The 18,965-nt window shown below is 48.3% G+C and carries 16 protein-coding genes; 5 read left to right on the forward strand and 11 right to left on the reverse strand.

Annotated elements, in window-relative coordinates; all coding sequences use genetic code 11:
* Positions 1–511: 511 nt before the first annotated feature.
* The gene (locus H608_RS0110820) at positions 512–3,877 is read right to left on the reverse strand and encodes a vitamin B12-dependent ribonucleotide reductase (RefSeq protein ID WP_028787699.1); all 3,366 of its coding nucleotides are present in this window, start codon (positions 3,875–3,877) and stop codon (positions 512–514) included.
* A gap of 407 nt (positions 3,878–4,284) precedes the next feature.
* Between H608_RS0110820 and H608_RS0110825 the strand changes: the two genes are divergently transcribed.
* From H608_RS0110825 to H608_RS23620, 3 genes are all read left to right on the forward strand, one after another.
* The gene (locus H608_RS0110825) at positions 4,285–4,962 is read left to right on the forward strand and encodes a DUF2490 domain-containing protein (RefSeq protein ID WP_162142867.1); all 678 of its coding nucleotides are present in this window, start codon (positions 4,285–4,287) and stop codon (positions 4,960–4,962) included.
* A gap of 103 nt (positions 4,963–5,065) precedes the next feature.
* Positions 5,066–5,821, forward strand: coding sequence for a phosphoglycerol geranylgeranyltransferase (locus H608_RS0110830; RefSeq protein ID WP_028787701.1), 756 nt, complete (start codon positions 5,066–5,068; stop codon positions 5,819–5,821).
* Positions 5,822–6,023: 202 nt separating this feature from the next.
* Positions 6,024–7,340 (forward strand): OmpA family protein, encoded by a 1,317-nt coding sequence (locus tag H608_RS23620; protein WP_051268228.1) that lies wholly within the window; start codon positions 6,024–6,026, stop codon positions 7,338–7,340.
* 466 nt (positions 7,341–7,806) lie between these two features.
* On the opposite strand, the gene H608_RS23625 is transcribed toward H608_RS23620, so the two are convergent.
* Genes H608_RS23625 through H608_RS0110855 form a run of 4 tightly spaced genes read right to left on the reverse strand, consistent with a single transcriptional unit; the run spans position 7,807 to position 12,240 of the window.
* Positions 7,807–9,069 (reverse strand): M28 family peptidase, encoded by a 1,263-nt coding sequence (locus tag H608_RS23625; RefSeq protein ID WP_051268230.1) that lies wholly within the window; start codon positions 9,067–9,069, stop codon positions 7,807–7,809.
* A 1-nt stretch (position 9,070) separates the two neighbouring features.
* Positions 9,071–10,354, reverse strand: a complete 1,284-nt coding sequence (locus H608_RS0110845) for a M20/M25/M40 family metallo-hydrolase (RefSeq protein ID WP_245565751.1) — start codon at positions 10,352–10,354, stop codon at positions 9,071–9,073.
* A 37-nt stretch (positions 10,355–10,391) separates the two neighbouring features.
* A complete protein-coding gene (locus H608_RS0110850; protein WP_028787703.1) occupies positions 10,392–11,123 on the reverse strand; it encodes a LytR/AlgR family response regulator transcription factor in 732 nt (243 codons plus the stop codon).
* A 25-nt stretch (positions 11,124–11,148) separates the two neighbouring features.
* Positions 11,149–12,240, reverse strand: coding sequence for a sensor histidine kinase (locus H608_RS0110855; RefSeq protein WP_051268232.1), 1,092 nt, complete (start codon positions 12,238–12,240; stop codon positions 11,149–11,151).
* A gap of 183 nt (positions 12,241–12,423) precedes the next feature.
* Here H608_RS0110855 and dxs point away from each other — a divergent pair, with 183 nt between their 5' ends.
* The gene (gene dxs / locus H608_RS0110860) at positions 12,424–14,358 is read left to right on the forward strand and encodes a 1-deoxy-D-xylulose-5-phosphate synthase (protein ID WP_028787705.1); all 1,935 of its coding nucleotides are present in this window, start codon (positions 12,424–12,426) and stop codon (positions 14,356–14,358) included.
* Positions 14,359–14,540: 182 nt separating this feature from the next.
* Entirely contained in the window at positions 14,541–15,182 is a 642-nt protein-coding gene (locus H608_RS24105) for a murein L,D-transpeptidase catalytic domain-containing protein (RefSeq protein ID WP_081658862.1), read from the forward strand.
* Between the two features lie 49 nt (positions 15,183–15,231).
* Here the strand turns inward: H608_RS24105 and H608_RS0110870 are convergent, their stop codons facing one another.
* The 6 genes from H608_RS0110870 to H608_RS0110895 form a co-directional block, all read right to left on the reverse strand.
* A complete protein-coding gene (locus H608_RS0110870) occupies positions 15,232–15,642 on the reverse strand; it encodes an OsmC family protein (RefSeq protein ID WP_028787707.1) in 411 nt (136 codons plus the stop codon).
* Between the two features lie 20 nt (positions 15,643–15,662).
* Positions 15,663–16,508 (reverse strand): segregation and condensation protein A, encoded by an 846-nt coding sequence (locus tag H608_RS22025; RefSeq protein WP_081658863.1) that lies wholly within the window; start codon positions 16,506–16,508, stop codon positions 15,663–15,665.
* A gap of 69 nt (positions 16,509–16,577) precedes the next feature.
* A complete protein-coding gene (gene mscL / locus H608_RS0110880; protein WP_028787708.1) occupies positions 16,578–16,949 on the reverse strand; it encodes a large conductance mechanosensitive channel protein MscL in 372 nt (123 codons plus the stop codon).
* 62 nt (positions 16,950–17,011) lie between these two features.
* Entirely contained in the window at positions 17,012–17,770 is a 759-nt protein-coding gene (locus H608_RS0110885) for a PPK2 family polyphosphate kinase (protein ID WP_028787709.1), read from the reverse strand.
* A gap of 108 nt (positions 17,771–17,878) precedes the next feature.
* On the reverse strand, positions 17,879–18,442 hold the full coding sequence (frr, locus tag H608_RS0110890; RefSeq protein ID WP_028787710.1) for a ribosome recycling factor: 564 nt from the start codon (positions 18,440–18,442) through the stop codon (positions 17,879–17,881).
* Positions 18,443–18,503: 61 nt separating this feature from the next.
* Positions 18,504–18,863, reverse strand: coding sequence for a hypothetical protein (locus H608_RS0110895; RefSeq protein ID WP_028787711.1), 360 nt, complete (start codon positions 18,861–18,863; stop codon positions 18,504–18,506).
* Between the last annotated feature and the right edge of the window lie 102 nt (positions 18,864–18,965).

The raw sequence follows: 18,965 nt of genomic DNA on the forward strand, positions 1-18,965 counted from the left end.
GATCACTCATTACAATGCCCCGGCAGCCTGTGACGCCGGGGCATTGTAATGTATCCGGATTGTAGTTAGCGCCCTTGTTGGTCTCCCGACCAACAAGCAAGAGTCAGGGTAGCCTTGGCAGGTTAAGGTCAACTTCGTACATAATTCAACGATGAGCAGGCCCGTTGGTCTGGAGACCAACGGTGGCGTGAGGTCGGATTGACAGGTTTTAAATCTTCCAACCCATGGTTCGTGTATGCACGAACCATGGCAGTCCATTCATCATTCAGGGACCACCCTTCGAGAACCTCAGGGACCACCCTTCGAGAACCTCAGGGACCACCCTTCGAGAACCTCAGGGACCACCCTTCGAGTGCCTCAGGGACCGTCTTTCGAGAACCTCTGGGAATGCCCTTCGAGAACCTCAGGGACCGTCATTCACAATTGACGATTCACGATTGACGATTCACGATTGACAAAAGCCCCGGCGGTAAACCAGGGCTTTTTTGACTTTTGAATTTTTACTTTTGAATTAACTACACCCTCCCTGATTGCCGCAGTTCAGACATTTATAACAGGTTCCGCTGCGCATCATGATGTGACCGCACACATTACACGCAGGTGCATCGCTTTGCATATTCTTCGCAGCTGCATTCACTGCTTCCATGCTGCCGGCCTCTGTTTTTGCCGGCGTGGTGCGCGTAGCTTTTACATGCTGCACAGGGCCCGATGCCGCGGTTATGCGCACACTGGACAATTCCTGGCTGGCATATTCGAGATTAGTTGGTATTTCATCCCATTCATCCGCACCCGTATTCATCACGTTGGGCTCGTCCACGATGTGTACCAGATCGGTACGGCCGAGGTATTCGTAACCCAACACACGGAAGATAAAGTCAACAATGGATGTGGTGGAGCGGATATTCGGATGCTCCACAAATCCGGAAGGATCGAATTTGGTAAAGGCGAATTTGTCTACAAATTCTTCCAGCGGCACACCATACTGCAGACCGATCGAAATGGAGATCGCGAAACAGTTCATCATGCTGCGCATGGTGGCCCCTTCTTTCGCCATATCGATAAAAATCTCACCCAGCGTACCATCATTGTATTCGCCCGTACGCAGGAATACCGCCTGCCCGTTGATCTTTGCTTTTTGTGTAAAGCCGCGACGTTTGGCCGGCAGCGAGCGGCGCTCAACAATGCTTGCCAGTTTGCGCTTGAGCTTGGTGTCGGGTGATGCCTGCACACGTTTCTGCACTTCTTCCAGCAATTCTTCTACCGTCAGTTTGCTGAGATCGACGATGGTGGATAACGGCACCTCTGCCGTCTCTTCCCGCGTAGTTTCTTTTGCTTCCTCTGTCTTCTTCTTTTTGTCTGATTTGTTGCTCAGCGGTTGTGAAAGCTTTGAGCCATCACGATACAGGGCATTTGCTTTCAGTCCCAACTGCCAGCTCAGGTAATAAGCGTCGGCTATTTCTTCCACGCTTGCTTCGTTGGGCAGATTGATGGTTTTGGAAATGGCTCCGCTGATAAACGGCTGAGTGGCGCCCATCATCCGGATATGCCCGTGAGCATGGATGTATCGCTGCCCTTTTTTGCCGCAGCGGTTGGCACAGTCAAATACCGGCAGGTGTTCTGCTTTGAGCAACGGCGCCCCTTCGATCATCATTGTTCCGCATACATAATCATTGGCTGCTTCAATCTGCTCTTCGCTGAAACCTAATGCTTCCAGCAGGCTCCATTCAAAATCATTGTATTGTTCGGGTGTAAAGCCAAGGCGTTGCAGACATTCTTCACCCAGTGTGTATTTGTTGAACACAAAGGCAATGTCAAACGCCGATGATACGGCCGCATCCAGTTTCTTAATCTCATCCGCAATGAATCCTTTTTCACTCAACGATTGATGATTGATAAAAGGAGCTCCTGCAAACGAAGCGGCACCGACCGCATATTTCACAATAGCCTCCGTTTCTTTCTCATTATAGCCGAGATTTTTCAGGGCTACGGGCACCGATTGGTTGATGATTTTGAAATAACCACCTCCGGAAAGTTTTTTGAATTTCACCAGCGCGAAGTCTGGTTCAACACCCGTGGTGTCACAGTCCATTACCAGCCCGATCGTTCCTGTTGGAGCGATCACGGTTGCCTGTGCATTGCGATAGCCATATTTTTCTCCTAATTCCACTGCATCGTCCCAGGCCTTACAGGCAGCTTTCAGCAGGTAATCGGGGCAATAAGTCGCTTTCAATCCCTGTGGTTTCAGGCTCAGTCCTTCGTACTCATCCGCATCGTAGGCGGCGAGACGGTGATTGCGCATCACCCGCATCATGTGTTGCCTGTTTTCTTCAAACCGGGGGAAGGCGCCGAGTGCCTGTGCCATTTCCGCAGAAGTTTTATAGGCTATACCGGTCATGATCGCCGTAATGGCGCCTGCTACTGCGCGGGATTCTTCGCTATCGTAAGGAATGCCGCTTACCATCAGCATGGTGCCGAGATTGGCATATCCGAGACCGAGCGTGCGGTATTCATAACTCAGTTGCGCCACTTCTTTGGAGGGAAACTGTGCCATCAATACAGATACTTCCAGTACTACTGTCCACAAACGGCAATTGTATTCGTAGCCTTCTACATCAAATACATTTTTTTCCGTGTCAAAGAATTTCATCAGGTTGGCGGATGCAAGATTACATGCCGTGTTGTCGAGGAACATGTATTCCGAGCAGGGATTGGATGCGCGGATTTCACCACCTTCGGGACAGGTATGCCATTCGTTGATCGTAGTGTTGTATTGCGTACCCGGATCTGCACAACGCCATGCAGCGTAAGCCACCTGGTTCCACAATTCACGTGCAGGTACTTTTTTCATCACGCGTCCATCCATACGTCCTTTCAATTCCCAGTCGCCATCTTCTTCCAGTACTTTAAAGAAGGAATTAGGAATGCGGATGGAGTTATTGGAATTTTGTCCGCTTACTGTTTTATAGGCTTCATCTTCATAACCGGAAGGGTAACCTGCCGCAATGAGCGCGCCCACTTTCTTTTCTTCTTCTACTTTCCAGTTGATGAATTCCACTATCTCGGGGTGATCAAGATCGAGGCAAACCATCTTGGCTGCCCGGCGTGTAGTGCCGCCACTCTTGATAGCCCCTGCTGCGCGGTCACCGATCTTGAGAAAACTCATCAGACCGGAAGAAGTGCCGCCACCACTCAGCTTCTCGCCTTCACCACGAAGATTGGAATAGTTGGTGCCAACACCTGAACCATATTTGAAGATGCGTGCTTCACGCACCCACAGATCCATGATACCGCCTTCATTCACCAGGTCGTCATCCACACTCAGGATAAAACAGGCATGGGGCTGGGGACGCTCGTATGCGTTTGTTGATTTTTTTAATTGTCCGTCTTTGGGATCTACATAATAGTGTCCCTGTGGTTTACCGGTAATGCCATAGCTTTCATACAAGCCGGTATTGAACCACTGCGGTGAATTGGGCACACACATTTGTGCAAGGATGGAATACACCAGTTCTTCATAGAAAATCTGCGCGTCCTGCGTGCTGGCGAAATAACCATATCGCTCGCCCCATACTCTCCAGCAATTAGCCAGGCGATGCGCTACTTGTTTCGCAGATGTTTCGCGGCCGAGGCTGCCATCCGGTTGAGGTACACCGGCCTTTCTGAAATACTTCTGCGCCAGGATGTCCGTGGCAATCTGGCTCCACTGCTTCGGTACTTCCACATTGTTCATTTCAAATACTACTTCACCCGTAGGGTTACGTATCACGGAAGTGCGGTAATCATATTCAAACTGATCAAAAACATGAAGGGTATCGCTTGTGAAACGGCGACGAAACGTCAGCCCGTTTTTAGCGGCAGTGTCTTTTTTGCTGGCCATAACTGAAGTTTTTCTGGGTTTGTATTTAGACGGTTTTGGAGAAAATGGTTTACCGGAGGGGTCTCTACGAAACTATTTCTAAAATGGAACTATTCAAGGTCACAGATATGCACATTTGTGGAAAAGGCATCCGGGAAATCCCGTATCGCGGCACCAGTGCGGCTTCGCCCTTTTATGCACATCATGTTATTTTTTTGTGACCCGGTTTTTTGGAAAATCGGGTCGATATCAGTAAACTATCAGACAAATTCCGGAGCTGGTATAGCGTTGCATATTTCGTGCTGAAAACAACGCTTCATATTCCGGTAACATAATTCTAACGAATCTATAACTTGAATTTTTCGTTCTTTTGTCGCATGAAAAAACAGGTCTGCGTTTGTTTACTTCTTCTCTTTACATTAAGCACATTGAATGTTTCCGCACAATCACAATTCAGCGGCTGGGGTGCGTCGTTTAACACATTTAAGCTGAGTAAAAAATTCAGTATACACGCGGATGTGCAATGGCGCAGCACAGATGAATTAAAACAAATGCAAACCCTGCTGCTGCGTTCCGGTATTAATTTTCATGCAAACAAAAACCTGGTTCTTACAGCGGGTTATGCTTACATCAGCAACCGCAACCGTTCCGGAAACCTTTCGGCGTATATTCCCGAGCACCGCATCTGGCAGCAGTTGATTTATAACCATAAAATAAAAACCGTATTCACCCAACACCGTTTCCGCCTGGAGCAGCGTTTGCTGGCAAGAACGGCGGTGGTCAATAATGAATTGGAAAAGACCGGTACGGTTACCTCTCACCGTGCGCGTTATTTTATCAGAAATATTCTTCCGCTTCGGCAGCAGGCTTCTTTTACGGAAGGTTTTTTTGCTGCTTTGCAAAATGAGGTATTCGTCAACGTGGCCAACAACGACCGGGTTAATGGAAAATTCTTCGATCAGAACCGGCTTTACCTGGCAATCGGGTACCGGATCAATAAATCTTTCGACCTGGAAGCTGGTTATATGAATCAATATGTATCGGGCCGCGGGGACCGGTTTACCAATAATCATATCGCTCAGTTGGCCACCTATCTCCGACTTTGAGCCGGGAAGCCTTATCTTTGTCCCGAAACGGCAAGCCCTGAATCGCTAAAACCTTTGTAAATCAAAAAGTTTTCGCATTTTTGCATTAACCAACCGGTACCGGATGAAGTCGGCTATTTATCACTCACTTACTGAACGAAAGCAACAAGGCAAGAAATCTTTTGCCGTGCTGATCGATCCTGATAAAGTGAACAAAACCATACTGGATGAGTTGATCGGACTTGCCCACACTGCCCAGGTAGATTATTTCTTCGTAGGCGGAAGTCTCGTTATCTCGAATCACCTGGACGAATGCCTTCAGCATATCCGCCAGCATTCTTCCATTCCCCTTATACTTTTTCCCGGTAGTCCGGCCCAGGTATCGCGCCACGCGGACGCCTTGCTTTATTTATCCCTTATTTCCGGACGGAATCCCGAGCTCCTGATCGGACAACATGTGGTGTCTGCACCGTTTGTCAAGCAAAGCGGACTGGAGATCATGCCAACCGGTTATATCGTGGTTGACGGTGGAGCGCCTACTACGGTTTCTTATATCAGCAATGCCTCCCCCGTGCCGGCCGATAAAAACGAAATTGCGATGTGTACAGCCATGGCCGGTGAAATGCTGGGCATGAAGCTCATCTATATGGATGCGGGAAGCGGCGCGCGCCGTGCCATCACGGAAGAAATGATCAACGTGGTAGCACGCCAGATCGAAGTACCGCTGATCATTGGAGGTGGTATTACCACACCTGAAAAAGCTTACCTCAATTGCAAAGCCGGCGCCGATGTGATCGTAGTAGGCAATGCGATTGAAAAAGATCCCGGATTGATCCAGGAAATGAGTGCGGCTATCCATTCAGTCGCCGTATCAGCCTGACAAGCCAACTGCCGGATCAGGGCATCCGGCGATAATCAGGGCATGCCCATCGAAATTTGACACAACCTTCTCTTCCGTTAAACCAACATACTTACCTTTGCGACCCGTTTTAGTACAACGGTCTGCTGCAGAGGACTTTCAAGCTGTCGTCCATCTTACTCAGCACCACTGCAGGAGTTTTTTTATAACCTAAATCGCAATGATGAAAAAGAGTTTTCTTTTTGTCTCTTTGCTGATCCTTGGCCTGGCCGCACAGGCGCAGAAAAAATCTGCACTCGGATTCAGCTTTAACTTTACCGACTTCAGTACGCCAACCGCTATCAGCAACACTTCGCTCAGCGATGTATTGAAAGATTATCCCTGGTATAAAGTGAAAAATATGGCCGCCGGTTTCTCTGCTTATTACTGGCACGGCCTCGGTAAGAAACTGGATTTCTCCGTACGCTATAACGGCGCATTCAATCCTGATTTCTCTACCGCTGAAACGCCTGAATCAAAAGATTACTCCAACGAACTGGAAGCATCCCTGCATGCATTCCTGCTGCGCAGCGACCGCTTCTTTTCTCCGTTCCTGACGGCAGGTATCGGTGCCGGTAATTATTACAAGAGCAAGATCCAGCCTTATGCTCCGCTGGGTGTGGGTTTTCAGTTCAACCTGAAACAGGAAACTTTTATTTTCCTGCAAGCCAACTACCGCGTGAGCTTCGACCGCGAGAAAGTGCCCAACAGCCTTTTCTATTCAATTGGTGTAGCGCAATCACTGCGTGGCCCCCGCGAGCCAAAGGTTATTCCTCCTCCACCGCCACCACCGGTTGTTGACCGCGACAACGACGGCGTTCCCGACAGCATCGATGCTTGTCCTGATACTCCGGGCCTGGCTGCCTTGCAAGGTTGCCCCGACAGAGATAAAGACGGTATTGCCGATAAAGACGATAAGTGCCCTGATGTGGCTGGTGTTGCCAAGTACAATGGTTGCCCTATCCCTGATACTGATGGAGACGGCATCAACGACGACGAGGATAAATGTCCGACACAACCCGGCGTAGCACGTTACCAGGGTTGCCCTGTTCCCGATTCCGACAACGATGGCGTGAACGATGAAGAAGATGCATGTCCGACTATTCCCGGTACGGCTGCCAACAAAGGTTGCCCCGAGATCAAAGAAGAAGTGAAGAAGAAAGTTGACTATGCAGCAACACGCATCCTGTTTGCTACCGGTAGCTACAAACTGCTGGCCTCTTCTAATAAAGGCCTCAATGAAGTAGCAAAAATCCTGGAAGAAAATCCGGATATGAAACTTTACATCGACGGTCATACCGACAATACCGGTACGCCGGCTATCAATGAAAAGTTGAGTAATGATCGTGCGAATGCTGTTAAACAATATTTCATCAGCAAAGGAATTGCTGAAAGCCGTCTCTTCGCTGCCGGTCACGGCCAGGACGAGCCGATCGCAGATAACAAAACTGCTGCCGGTCGTCAGAAGAACCGCCGTGTGGTAATGAAACTTGCTTATTAATCAGCAACGCTGAATACAAAAAAAGCCCCCGCTTTGCGGGGGCTTTTTAATGCGGAGAGGTGCGCCTCCGGCGAATGTGGAAGGTGAAAATGCATAGTTATTTCAGGTTATAGATGTTAAGTAAACCACCCTGGCCGTTGTACTGGCAATTTACGGCTGTTCCATCCTGTCAATCCGACATCAGGCCACCGTTGGTCTCCAGACCAACGGGCATGTTCATCCTTGAGTTATGTACGAAGTTGGCCTTGACCCATCAAAGCAACCTGGCTCTTGCTTGTTGGTCGGGAGACCAACAAGGGAGCTAACTTATACCTCACGCCGCCATTAGTTTTAAAAACGAAAGCGGCTCCTGGTGATAAACGTTCCGAACAGTTATGGTGAGGACACGATCCACGGACCCCCATTCACGATTGACGATTCACGATTCACGAACGCCCCTCGTGGACGGGTATGTTTTTTTGAATTTTTACTTTTGAATTTTGAATTCATTTATTGCCGCAACCGCTTTCACCACTGCTATAAAATGTTCGAAATTGATCCGCTTAACTTCATCGCAGGGCTGATGATAACAACGATCCTCGTCATCACTGCTCATGATCGTGTGTGCAGGCACCCCTGCTTTTACAAAAGAATAATTATCGCTGCGCGAATACAGCTGCCGCTCAGGATCGCGTTCCCTGATCACTTTCAAACCCGCTGCCGAAAGTGATCGCGCGAGGGTTTTGCCTAAGGGAGATTGATCCTGTCCCGTGATGAATACTTTTTTCTTACCATACTGTGCTATGCCGATCATCTCGATGTTTATACCGGCTACCACGGCCTTGGGATTGATCTCTTTCATAAACTCCCGAGAGCCCAATAACCCCCATTCTTCTCCCGCAAAGGCACAAAACAACAATGTGCGGCTGTTATTTTTTAACTGCGAAAAATAACGCGCAAGCAACACGACCGCCGTGGTCCCGGATGCATTGTCATTTGCACCGTTCAATATACTGTCGCGGCGCTCGCCCGGGTCTACGCCCATATGATCATAATGCGATGTATACGCCACAATCTCACCCGGAAGACTGTCACCGGGCAACACGCCCACCACGTTAAAGAGTAAAGTATGGTAATAATCAGGATCGGCCTGCACCACCATCGTCTTTGGTGCATTATCATGCACAACGATCAACACATTTCGCTGAATACCATTGGGCGGTAGCGTCCATGTTTCGGGTAATTTGTTTTTATCCGAGAAAGGTTTTTTTGCCCAAAGCAACAGATCGCCACCGGGCGATGCGGCATACCGGCGCAGCAACCCGCTGTCGAGACTATCCAGTGCTATCACTTCGAACGAGCCTAAGGATTTGTCTGTATAAGCTGCCGCGTCTGTGAGAAAAAATTCGAAATGGTCCGTTTGTAAAAAATCGCCATTCCACAGTACAATATCTGCCTGGGGAATGGGGATCGGCCCGTCTTCAGTAATCGTTTGTGGGAAGAACGGTATCAGCAATGATTTTTGCCCGTATAGTGGTTTTAATCCCGCTTGTTGAAATTGCTGCGCCAGGTAGGCGGCCGCTTCGTATCGTTCGGGGCGGCCGTTGCTGCGGCCCTTCAGTTGATCCGAAGCGAGATATCCCAGTATCTCGCGTGCGGCTTCTTCACTGATCACACTGTCTGCCAGCGGCTGTTGCGCAACAACAGGCAGGCTCATCAGGATCATACCGGTGATGAGCAGTCTTTTCATTTTATTTTTCTTTTACCCTGGATGGTGTGTCTTTTCCTGACACGATGGAACGCGCACTCAGGGCAATAGAGTTGATGATCTTTGCCATGTTTTCCATATCGAGCGTTTCCACATGATCGGTTACTTTATGATAGTTGGGTTCATCTTCCATCTTGGCAGTAGAGATCGTATGGGCCGGTACGCCCAGTCTTGCCAGCGTGGCATTGTCTGAACGGTAAAACAATTGTTGGTCAGGATAAGGATCTGGATGAAAAGTAAAGCCGGTGCCCGTAAGATTGGACTGCAATATTTTTCCCATATCCGATTTTTCATAACCGGTAATGTAAGCGGAGTTGCGCCCCCATTTACTTTCCGTGCCGATCATTTCAATATTGAACATGGCCATTACCTTATCGGGATGGAACTGTTTGGAAAAATATTGCGAACCGTAACCGCCCACTTCTTCCGCAGTAAACGCGGCAAAAATAATGGTGCGGTCGTTGTTGCCTAAGGCTTTGTAGTAACGTGCAAGCAGGATTACGGCTGTAATACCGGCTGCATCATCATTTGCACCATTGAAGATTGAATCGCCGTTGATCGCTTCGCGGGTAGAAATGCCGATGTGATCATAGTGGCCGGAGAAGATCACATATTGATCTTTGTGTTTTTTGCCGGGTAGTATGCCGACAACGTTCGCCAGTTTTTTTTCTTCAACGGAATGTTTGGCGACAAATGAAAAACTGTTCGCTTTTTTACCCAAAACAAAAATCACCGACTTGTCTGACTTGAACAAGGTGCGCTTGAGAAAAGAAAGACGGGGAAAGGTATTGGCAAAACTTTCATCAACCCATACGATCAGGTTTTTTTCAGCAGTGGCCGCGCCCATAACGCCTTCAAATAATTCATCGCCTGCTGCAATGGTACGCTGCTCGTATCCTGATTGATCGGAAACAGTCAGATCAGCCGTGGAGGTCAGTACCAATACTTTTTTCGCATCGACGGTTTGCCCGTCGATGATTGCGGTAAGTGATTCCTGTTTGGGGCTCACCATCGAAAACGACTGCAGGTAAGTGTTGCCGCTTCCGGGTTGCAGCCCTGCTTCTTTGAACTGTGCGGCGATATAATCGGCCGCCTTATCAATTTCAGGCGTAAAAACTTTACGGCCTTTCATTTCATCAGCCGCCAGTACGCGGATGATCTCTTCAGCAGCAGGTGCATTGATAATTTTATCCGCCGACTGCGCACAGGCCGTGCTGATAACAAATCCGCTAACTAACAATAAAGCCGTAGAACGATGGAACATCATGCCGTTTGTATAATTTAAAAAAATGGATAACCGATATTTAAAAACTCATCATCTCCTTGAACTTGACCGTCTGGCGGCGGCTGACTTCGATCTTCTCCCCTCCTTTTAATTCCAGTAAAAGTCCTCCGTTGAAATAAGGTTCGATTTTTTCGATCATGCGGAGATTGACGATATGTTTTCTGTTGGCACGGAAGAATACTTTTTCATCGAGGCGTTCTTCCAGTGCGTTGAGCGATTTCAGGATAAGTGGTTTGTTGGGGCCGAAAAATACTTTTGCATAGTTGCCTACGCTTTCAAACAAACGGATGTCGCTCAGCTTCACAAACCAGCAGCGTTCACCATCTTTCACAAATACCTGGTCGGCTTCGCCGAGAATGCTGTTGTTAACAAACTCTGCCGGTTGGCGATTAAGTTCTCTCGTTTCGCCTTGTTGCAGTTTTTGTATGGCATCGGCCAGGCGGCGCGGCTCCACTGGTTTAAGCAGATAATCGAGTGCGTTTACTTCAAATGCCCGCAACGCAAATTCATCGTAGGCCGTGGTGAAGATCACTTGCGGCGCCCGCTCCAGTTCGGCAAGCATATCAAAACCTGTTTTGCCGGGCATCTGGATATCCAGGAAGATCAGATCGGGCTGCAGCTCATCGATCTTGCGTATGCCTTCTTCGGCATTGGCGGCCTCGTCCACCACTTCAATCTCCGGGAATTCCAGTAATAATTTGCGGAGTTCGGCGCGGGCCAACCGCTCATCATCAATTATAATCGCTTTCATGTGAACTATTTAGCCAGTTTATTTTTTATGCATTAACAGGTATCAGCACACGGGCCTCCACAAGGGCAGGCGTAAGCTGACGGATTTGAAACCTTCCTTTCGGACCGTACAACAATTGTAACCGGTCATTGGTGCTCGACAATCCGAATCCTTCTTCCAATTTATCCGTCGAAAGCTGCCCGGTATTCTGTACGGTGAGTTCATGGTAGTTACCGCTGAAATCAGAGATCACTCTCACAATACCACCATTGATCTGCTTGCTGATGCCATGCTTGATTGCATTCTCCACCAGTGTCTGCAACATCATCGGCGGTACGGGGCTTGCCAGTGTATCGTCATCTACTTCGTACTCCACCTGCAACCGGTCTTCGAAACGCATTGTTTCCAGTGCCAGGTAATCCTTTACGATAGCAAGTTCCTTTTCAAATGTAACGGTTTCAGATTTATCTACATTGATACTGCTGCGCAGGATATTACTCAACTCCGTAATGGCTTTCCGCGCGCGTTCAGGGTTTTCATCGACCAATGCACGGATAGAGTTCAGGGAGTTAAAAATAAAATGCGGATTGATATGTGCCTTAATGGTCTTCAGTTCCAGTTCCTTTACCAATGATTCCAGTTGCAGCGTATCCAGTTGCTGCTTCTGGCTTTTGGCGATATAGTGGTACATGAAATAGATCAGGTTCCAGATGAAATAGAAAATGAAAAAGTTGAATGCATTGCTCAGCAGTACCAGGATGAAATTGTTGTCATTAAGCGTGGTTTGTTCGGCTTGCGCGAGGTACTTGAATTTGCGCAGCAAATGGATATTGAAAAAAGCGGCGATAAGGGCGAAAATGGTGGTAATGACCAGGAAGATCAGTCCCTGTTTTTCCAGCTTTTTCTGCAAAACGTTGAGCCAGATGATCACCATTCGCATCAGGTGGGTAAAAACAACGCCTAAAACCACAAAAATGCCGATCCTGCCAAGAAAAAGCTCCCAATCGTCCCAGGTGGACATTTTATTGAATGAGATATTGAAAAACAGGTGTACCAGGATGAACATACCCCACCCGCAGGCCTGAAAAATCCAGTATCGCTTGTTTCCGAGCCAATATTGCTCAATTCCTAGTTGCATATCAGCAAATCTAATTATTTCTGGATGTGCCCCCCTGCTAAATATACCAGTGGAAAATAAGTTCTACAAATGGCCTCCCGGCGCCGCAAAGTCGCTGTTTAAGGCATTTTAACCAGAATTATGGGCTTTTTTGAGCCCGCGCACAACAGAATATATTATTTTTACAGTTGACAAATTAACCACATGGAAATTCTTCCCGGACCACTACTGCAGACCATCAATTCCCCCGCCGACCTGAAAGAGCTTCCCCGGGAGAAACTGCATCAACTGTGTGACGAACTTCGCCAGTATATCATCGACATCGTAAGCGTACATGGCGGCCACTTCGGTGCCAGCCTGGGTGTGGTAGAACTGACCACGGCACTGCATTACGTTTACAATACACCTTATGATCAATTGGTGTGGGACGTAGGTCACCAGGCTTATGGCCATAAAATACTGACCGGCCGGAGAGACAGTTTCCATACCAACCGTAAATACAAAGGCCTCAGCGGCTTTCCCAAACGCAGCGAAAGCGAATACGATACATTTGGCGTAGGCCACTCTTCTACTTCGATCTCCGCTGCACTGGGCATGGCCATCGCTGCCAAATACAAAGGCGAAACGGACCGCAAGACAGTTGCCGTAATCGGCGACGGTTCCATGACCGCGGGTATGGCTTTCGAAGCCATGAACCACGCCGGTGTTTCCAATGCAGACATGCTGATCGTACTAAACGACAACGGCATCGGCATCGATCCTAACGTAGGCGCGCTGAAAGAATACCTGACCGATATCACGACCTCGCCCACTTATAACAAAGTGAAAGACGATGTGTGGAACCTGCTTGGCAAACTGCCCGTAGGTAAAAACTTTACACGTGGCATGGGCCACAAACTGGCGGAAGGATTGAAAGGAATGGTCAGCAGCAGCGCCAATCTCTTCGAAGCACTAAAAATCCGTTACTTCGGCCCGATCGACGGACATAACATTGCGAAGCTGGTAGACACGCTCCGCGATCTCCGCGAAATCCCCGGCCCGAAGATCCTGCACATCATTACCACAAAAGGTAAAGGATACGCACTCGCCGAAAAGGACCAGACCAAATGGCACGCACCCGGTCTGTTCGATAAAGTAACCGGCGAGATCTATAAAAAACAATACGAAACTCCACAGCCTCCCAAATACCAGGATGTATTTGGTCATACACTGATTGAACTGGCGGAAAAAAACCAGGCCATCATGGGTATCACGCCTGCGATGCCTTCCGGTTCTTCGCTCAAGTATATGATGGAAAAAATGCCCGACCGTGCATTCGACGTGGGCATCTGCGAGCAGCATGCCGTTACCGTAAGTGCGGGCCTCGCCACACAAGGTATGCGCGTGTTCTGCAACATCTATTCTTCTTTTATGCAGCGCGCATACGACCAGGTAGTACACGATGTGGCCATTCAGAAATTGCCCGTTGTGCTTTGCCTCGACCGCGCCGGTCTTGTGGGAGATGATGGTCCTACTCACCACGGCTGCTACGACATTGCTTATTTCCGTTGCATTCCCAACATGATCATCAGTGCGCCGATGAACGAAAGTGAGTTGCGCAACCTGATGTACACGGCTCAACTCGAGTCTACAACACTTCCTTTCGTGATCCGCTACCCGCGCGGTGAAGGCATGATGGCCGAATGGCGCACGCCCATGGAAGAAGTAACCATCGGCAAAGGCCGTAAACTCCGCGACGGACGCGGCATTGCCATTCTTTCTTTCGGGCATCCCGGCAACTTTGCCGCCGCCGCTATCCGCGACCTCCGTTCCGAAGGAATCGAGCCCGGTCATTACGACCTGCGCTTTGTAAAACCGCTCGACGAAGAACTGCTTCACGAAGCCTGCCAGCGTTATGAAAAGCTGGTGACCGTTGAAGACGGCACCGTCACAGGCGGCTTTGGTTCTGCTGTGCTCGAATTCATGGCCAGACACGGTTATAAAAATGATGTGCGCATCATCGGCATTCCGGATCGTATTGTGGAACACGGCACCCCGCGTGAACTGCATCGTGAATGTGAATATGATGCGGAAGGCATTGCTGCTGTGGTAAGGGAAATGATGAAGACCGAACGGAGTGTTGCAGCCTTGCTGCAATAAGTCAAAATTCAAAAGTCAAAAGTCAAAAAATTCAAAGGCGCAAAGTTGTCAACAACAGACAGGTTTTGCGCCTTTGCTTTTCCGTAAGTATTAAAATTCAAAAACGCTTATGGATTTTGCTTAAATCGGCATCCTTCTGTTTCGGGGTACACTTTTGAATTTTGACTTTTGAATTTTGAATTATGAAACCCTTCCGGCTGCTCCTGTTGCTCCTGCTCATCTCCGGCCTCCTCGCCTGGTGGTCGCCTCCGGTGCGAAAAGCACTGACTCCGCGACACACTGTTGCCACTACTCCAAACCCGGCCCGGTCAATTGACGATGCCGGTAAGAAAGTGGCAAAAAAAGCAGAAGAAGCCCGGCGCTATGTACGTGCCAACCGTTTCAACGAGCAGATCGTATTCCTCATCGATATGCAGATGGCTTCCGGCCAACCACGTTTTTTTGTTTACCACCTGGGAAAAGACTCCGTCATCAACAGCGGCCTCGTTACGCATGGACGTTGCAATGAAAACTGGCTGGAGGGAAGAAAATATGGGAACACCGTAGGATGCGGCTGTACTTCATTGGGCAAGTACAAAATCGGTTACCCCTACAATGGGCGATTCGGTCTTGCTTATAAGCTATACGGATTGGAGGCAAGCAACAGCAAAGCTTTTGACAGATTTGTGGTGTTGCATTCGCACGAATGCGTACCCGAAAATGCAACCGCGGAAGAAATATGTCAGAGCGACGGCTGCCCCACCGTATCTCCCGGATTTCTGCAATACCTAAAGCCTGTTATCGACCGTTCCTCCAAACCTGTTTTACTTTGGATATATGAATAACCCCCGCGTGTTGCGGGGGCTGATTCAAGCGTATTAAAAGCTGTAAAGATTAAGCCAGTGACGCTTCAAGCGTGATATTGGTGTTCAGCAGTTTGCTGATTGGGCAATTCACTTTTGCATCATTCACGGCCTCTTCAAATTTGGCTGCATCGATACCGGGTATCGTCGCTTTTACTTCGAGGTGGCTGTTGGTGATGGCGCCGTTGTCCAGTTCGATTGTGCAACGTGTGTCGATATTGTCTGCGGTAAAGCCGGCTGCGTTCAGCACAAAGCTCAGCTTCATCGTGAAGCAATCGGCATGTGCCGCAGCGATCAGCTCTTCAGGGTTGGTACCGATACCTTCTTCAAAGCGGCTCAGGTAAGAGTACTGTGTATCTTTCAGCACACCAGACTGGGTAGAGGTAGTGCCTTTTCCTTCTTTACCGGTGCCTTTCCAGTTGGCTGTTGCGAAACGTTTCATAATAATAGAATTTTAAAAGTTTATTGGGGTTGATTGTCTGTTTGCTCTTCCGTGCCTTCCTGTTCTTCCCTGTACTCCTGGTTTTGTTTATCTTCTTCCTGTTCCACTTCGCGCTCTTCGGGTGGTGTAAACTCCAGGATAAAATTATTCTTGCCTTCGCCAATAATGATCTTCATGAACTTTTGCTGCACCAATTCCAGCAGGGAAAGAAAGAGGAAGATGGCATGCACCCTGTTCTCTGCCTGTTCGAATATTTTTTCAAACGCCACCGTCTTTCCCTGTTCCACGAGGTCCAGCATCTGATGACGGCTGTCTTCCATGGTGTACCGGTATTGAACAACCGTATGCACGGGTTTGTTGACGCGGTCAGCATATTTCTGCATGGCTTTTTCAAAAGCCTTCATCAATTTGAACAACGTGATGTTCTGAATCTCGGTTCCTTCGCCGGCTTCTTCGCCGATGATGGAAAGTTCTTTCTGGATGTTGCCGCGTTTTACCATCAGCATGCGGATGGCTTCCATCTCGGCCAGTTGTGCAGAAGCTTCCTTGAACTTTTTATACTCGAGGAGTTTGCTTACCAATTCTTCACGCGGATCGATCTCATTGCCCTGGGCGTCGACTTCTTTGCGTGGCAGCAACATTTTTGCTTTGATGCGCATCAATGTTGAAATGAAAAGAATGAACTCGCTCGACAGTTCGATGTTGAGTGATTCCTGGTTATGGATATAATCGAGAAAGTCGTTGGTAATACGGGTGATCGGAATATTGTAAATATCCAGCTCATCTCTTTCGATGAAAAAGAGCAGCAGATCGAAGGGGCCTTCGAATTGCGGTAATTTGATCTGGTAGGAAGAAGTATTTGCCATGTAATATTAAACAGATTAAAAAGCCCCGAAAAGTCCTTCGGGGCTTCAAAAATACGGGAAATCCGGTCCCTATTTCTTTAAAGAATCGCGGATCTCGCGCAGCAGGAGTATTTCCTCCGAAGGGCCTGCAGGCTTGGCCGGTTCTTCTTTTTTCTTCATTTTGTTCATTCCTTTTACCAGCAGGAAAAGGATGAAGGCAATAATAATGAACTTGATGACGGCTGCCAGGAATTTGCCGTATTTGACGGCTCCCCAGGTTAACGCGTCCAGATCTTTCGCTTGTATCGCTTCAAGAGCGGGCGTCAGTAACAACGGTGTAATGACATCATCCACCAGGGAAGATACAATTGCCCCGAAGGCGCCGCCGATAATTACAGCGATAGCCAGATCTACAACATTTCCTTTGAGGGCAAAATCCCGGAATTCTTTAAGCATTCCCATAACAAGTTGATTTTAATGTGTGTAATAATGCTAGTGTGTTATCAAAAGATAAACCAAAAAGGTTATTTCGCCGTTTCTTTTTCAAGCTCCGGATATTTCATGTTCAATCCCTTCAGCAGATCGCGGAATGTTTTGGCTACAAGGTATTCTTTATACCAGTTTTGATCCGCCGGCACAATGTTCCATTCAGGTTCGTTGCAGTTAGCAAAACAGTCTTCATACATTTTGCGGTATTCGTTCCACAGTTTGGCTTCTTCAAAATCCCTTGCATTGTACTTCCACATTTTTGAAGGATTGCTAAGGCGTTCTTTCAATCGCTCTTCCTGTTCTTCGGGAGAGATATGCAGGTAAAATTTGAGGATATGTGTCTGGTTGTGACGTTCCAGGAGCCATTCAAAATCATTAATGGCGCGCATCCTGTCTTTCGCCGTTGCATCGTCGCACCAGCCGTGTACGCGCGTTACCAGGATATCTTCATAATGTGAGCGGTTAAAAATCTGGATCATGCCTTTTTGTGGTGTGCGTGCATGTATTCTCCAGAGAAAATCATGTGCGGCCTCTTCGGCTGTGGGCACTTTGAAAGAATGTACCTGCACGCCCTGCGGATTCATTTGCCCGAATACTTTGCGGATCAATCCATCTTTTCCACTGGCATCCATACCCTGCAGTACAATCAATACCGAATGTTTACTTTCTGCATACAACAGGTTCTGCAGTTCATCCAGTTCTGCCAATATTGCGAGCGTTTCTTCTTTGATCTCCTTTTTATCGGCCTCTTTCGGAGCACGGGTACTTATTTTTTCCAATTTGATTGCTGCCATAAAGGTGTTTATAAGGTCTGTTTTAAAAATAGCTATTTTTTCTTCTTTATAAAAAACAAAAGCCAAAAGCTGTTGCGCTTTTGGCTTTGTCGTATAAACGGAATGGATTTATACGGACATGATTTCTTTTTCTTTTGCCGCCAGGTGTTTGTCGACAGCGCTAATGAATTTATCGGTGAGTGCCTGAATTTCTGTTTCAGCGTCTTTGGCTGCGTCTTCACTCAGGCCGTTCTTCTGTAGTTTTTTAACTTGTTCGATTGCATCGCGGCGGATGTTGCGGATAGCCACTTTTGAATGTTCACCTTCTCCCTGGCAACGTTTTACCAGCTCGCGGCGACGTTCTTCAGTGAGTGGGGGAAGGAAAAGGCGGATGATCACGCCATCGTTCTGCGGCGTAACGCCAATGTTGGCACCAATGATCGAGCGTTCGATCGGCTGGAGCATATTTTTTTCCCATGGCTGAATGGTCAGCGTGCGGGCATCCATGATAGAAATATTACCTACCTGGCTGATAGGCACGGGTGATCCGTAGTAGTCTACCATCAGTCCGTCGAGCATTTGAGGGCTTGCTTTACCGGCGCGGATCTTGGTGAGTTCCACTTCGAGGTGAGAGATCGCCTTTTTCATCTGCTCATCGGTATTCCCGATTGTCGTTGATACATCGTCTGTCATAGTCATTTTTTGAGAAGGGCAAAACTAACGAAACAGGCGCGATAAACAAAAGTGGTATTTATCAGTGCTGATCCACTTTCGCCGCTTCCTGTTGTGTCAGCGGTACGATCTTGGAAGGTGCTGCGCTCTTGATGGCGGGTTGCGGTTCGCGGATGCTTTTTGCCACAAACAATCTGCGCTGACGCGGACGGCGGCCCAGGTACAACAGGCTCAAACCTGTAAAGGCTACAGCCAGCAGGAGGAACAACAGCAGCGACGGGTTCATTGAACGGCAACTGTAGGCCAACATGATAAAAAACACGTTTACACCTACACAGGTAAGCGTTACCGCTGCATGTCCCATACCGCAACGGTCCAGCAACAGGTGATGGATGTGATTGCGGTCCGGAGAAAAAGGAGAACGTCCCTGGAATATGCGCATCGAGAAAACACCATAGCCGTCAACTTAAGGGAAAGACAAAACCCTGCGGTTATCCGCAGGGACAATTTTTTTCCTCATATCTTTGGTTTTTGTTTTTGAAGC

The organism is Terrimonas ferruginea DSM 30193 (assembly GCF_000425585.1).
GTDB classification, from domain to species: Bacteria; Bacteroidota; Bacteroidia; order Chitinophagales; family Chitinophagaceae; genus Terrimonas; species Terrimonas ferruginea.

Coding starts and splice junctions, on each gene's coding strand:
- H608_RS0110820 (WP_028787699.1), bottom strand. CDS start 3,877: ATGGCCAGCAAAAAAGACACTGCCGCTAAAAACGGGCTGACGTTTCGT.
- H608_RS0110830 (WP_028787701.1), top strand. CDS start 5,066: ATGAAGTCGGCTATTTATCACTCACTTACTGAACGAAAGCAACAAGGC.
- H608_RS23620 (WP_051268228.1), top strand. CDS start 6,024: ATGAAAAAGAGTTTTCTTTTTGTCTCTTTGCTGATCCTTGGCCTGGCC.
- H608_RS23625 (WP_051268230.1), bottom strand. CDS start 9,069: ATGAAAAGACTGCTCATCACCGGTATGATCCTGATGAGCCTGCCTGTT.
- H608_RS0110845 (WP_245565751.1), bottom strand. CDS start 10,354: ATGATGTTCCATCGTTCTACGGCTTTATTGTTAGTTAGCGGATTTGTT.
- H608_RS0110850 (WP_028787703.1), bottom strand. CDS start 11,123: ATGAAAGCGATTATAATTGATGATGAGCGGTTGGCCCGCGCCGAACTC.
- H608_RS0110855 (WP_051268232.1), bottom strand. CDS start 12,240: ATGCAACTAGGAATTGAGCAATATTGGCTCGGAAACAAGCGATACTGG.
- dxs (WP_028787705.1), top strand. CDS start 12,424: ATGGAAATTCTTCCCGGACCACTACTGCAGACCATCAATTCCCCCGCC.
- H608_RS24105 (WP_081658862.1), top strand. CDS start 14,541: ATGAAACCCTTCCGGCTGCTCCTGTTGCTCCTGCTCATCTCCGGCCTC.
- H608_RS0110870 (WP_028787707.1), bottom strand. CDS start 15,642: ATGAAACGTTTCGCAACAGCCAACTGGAAAGGCACCGGTAAAGAAGGA.
- H608_RS22025 (WP_081658863.1), bottom strand. CDS start 16,508: ATGGCAAATACTTCTTCCTACCAGATCAAATTACCGCAATTCGAAGGC.
- mscL (WP_028787708.1), bottom strand. CDS start 16,949: ATGGGAATGCTTAAAGAATTCCGGGATTTTGCCCTCAAAGGAAATGTT.
- H608_RS0110885 (WP_028787709.1), bottom strand. CDS start 17,770: ATGGCAGCAATCAAATTGGAAAAAATAAGTACCCGTGCTCCGAAAGAG.
- frr (WP_028787710.1), bottom strand. CDS start 18,442: ATGACAGACGATGTATCAACGACAATCGGGAATACCGATGAGCAGATG.
- H608_RS0110895 (WP_028787711.1), bottom strand. CDS start 18,863: ATGCGCATATTCCAGGGACGTTCTCCTTTTTCTCCGGACCGCAATCAC.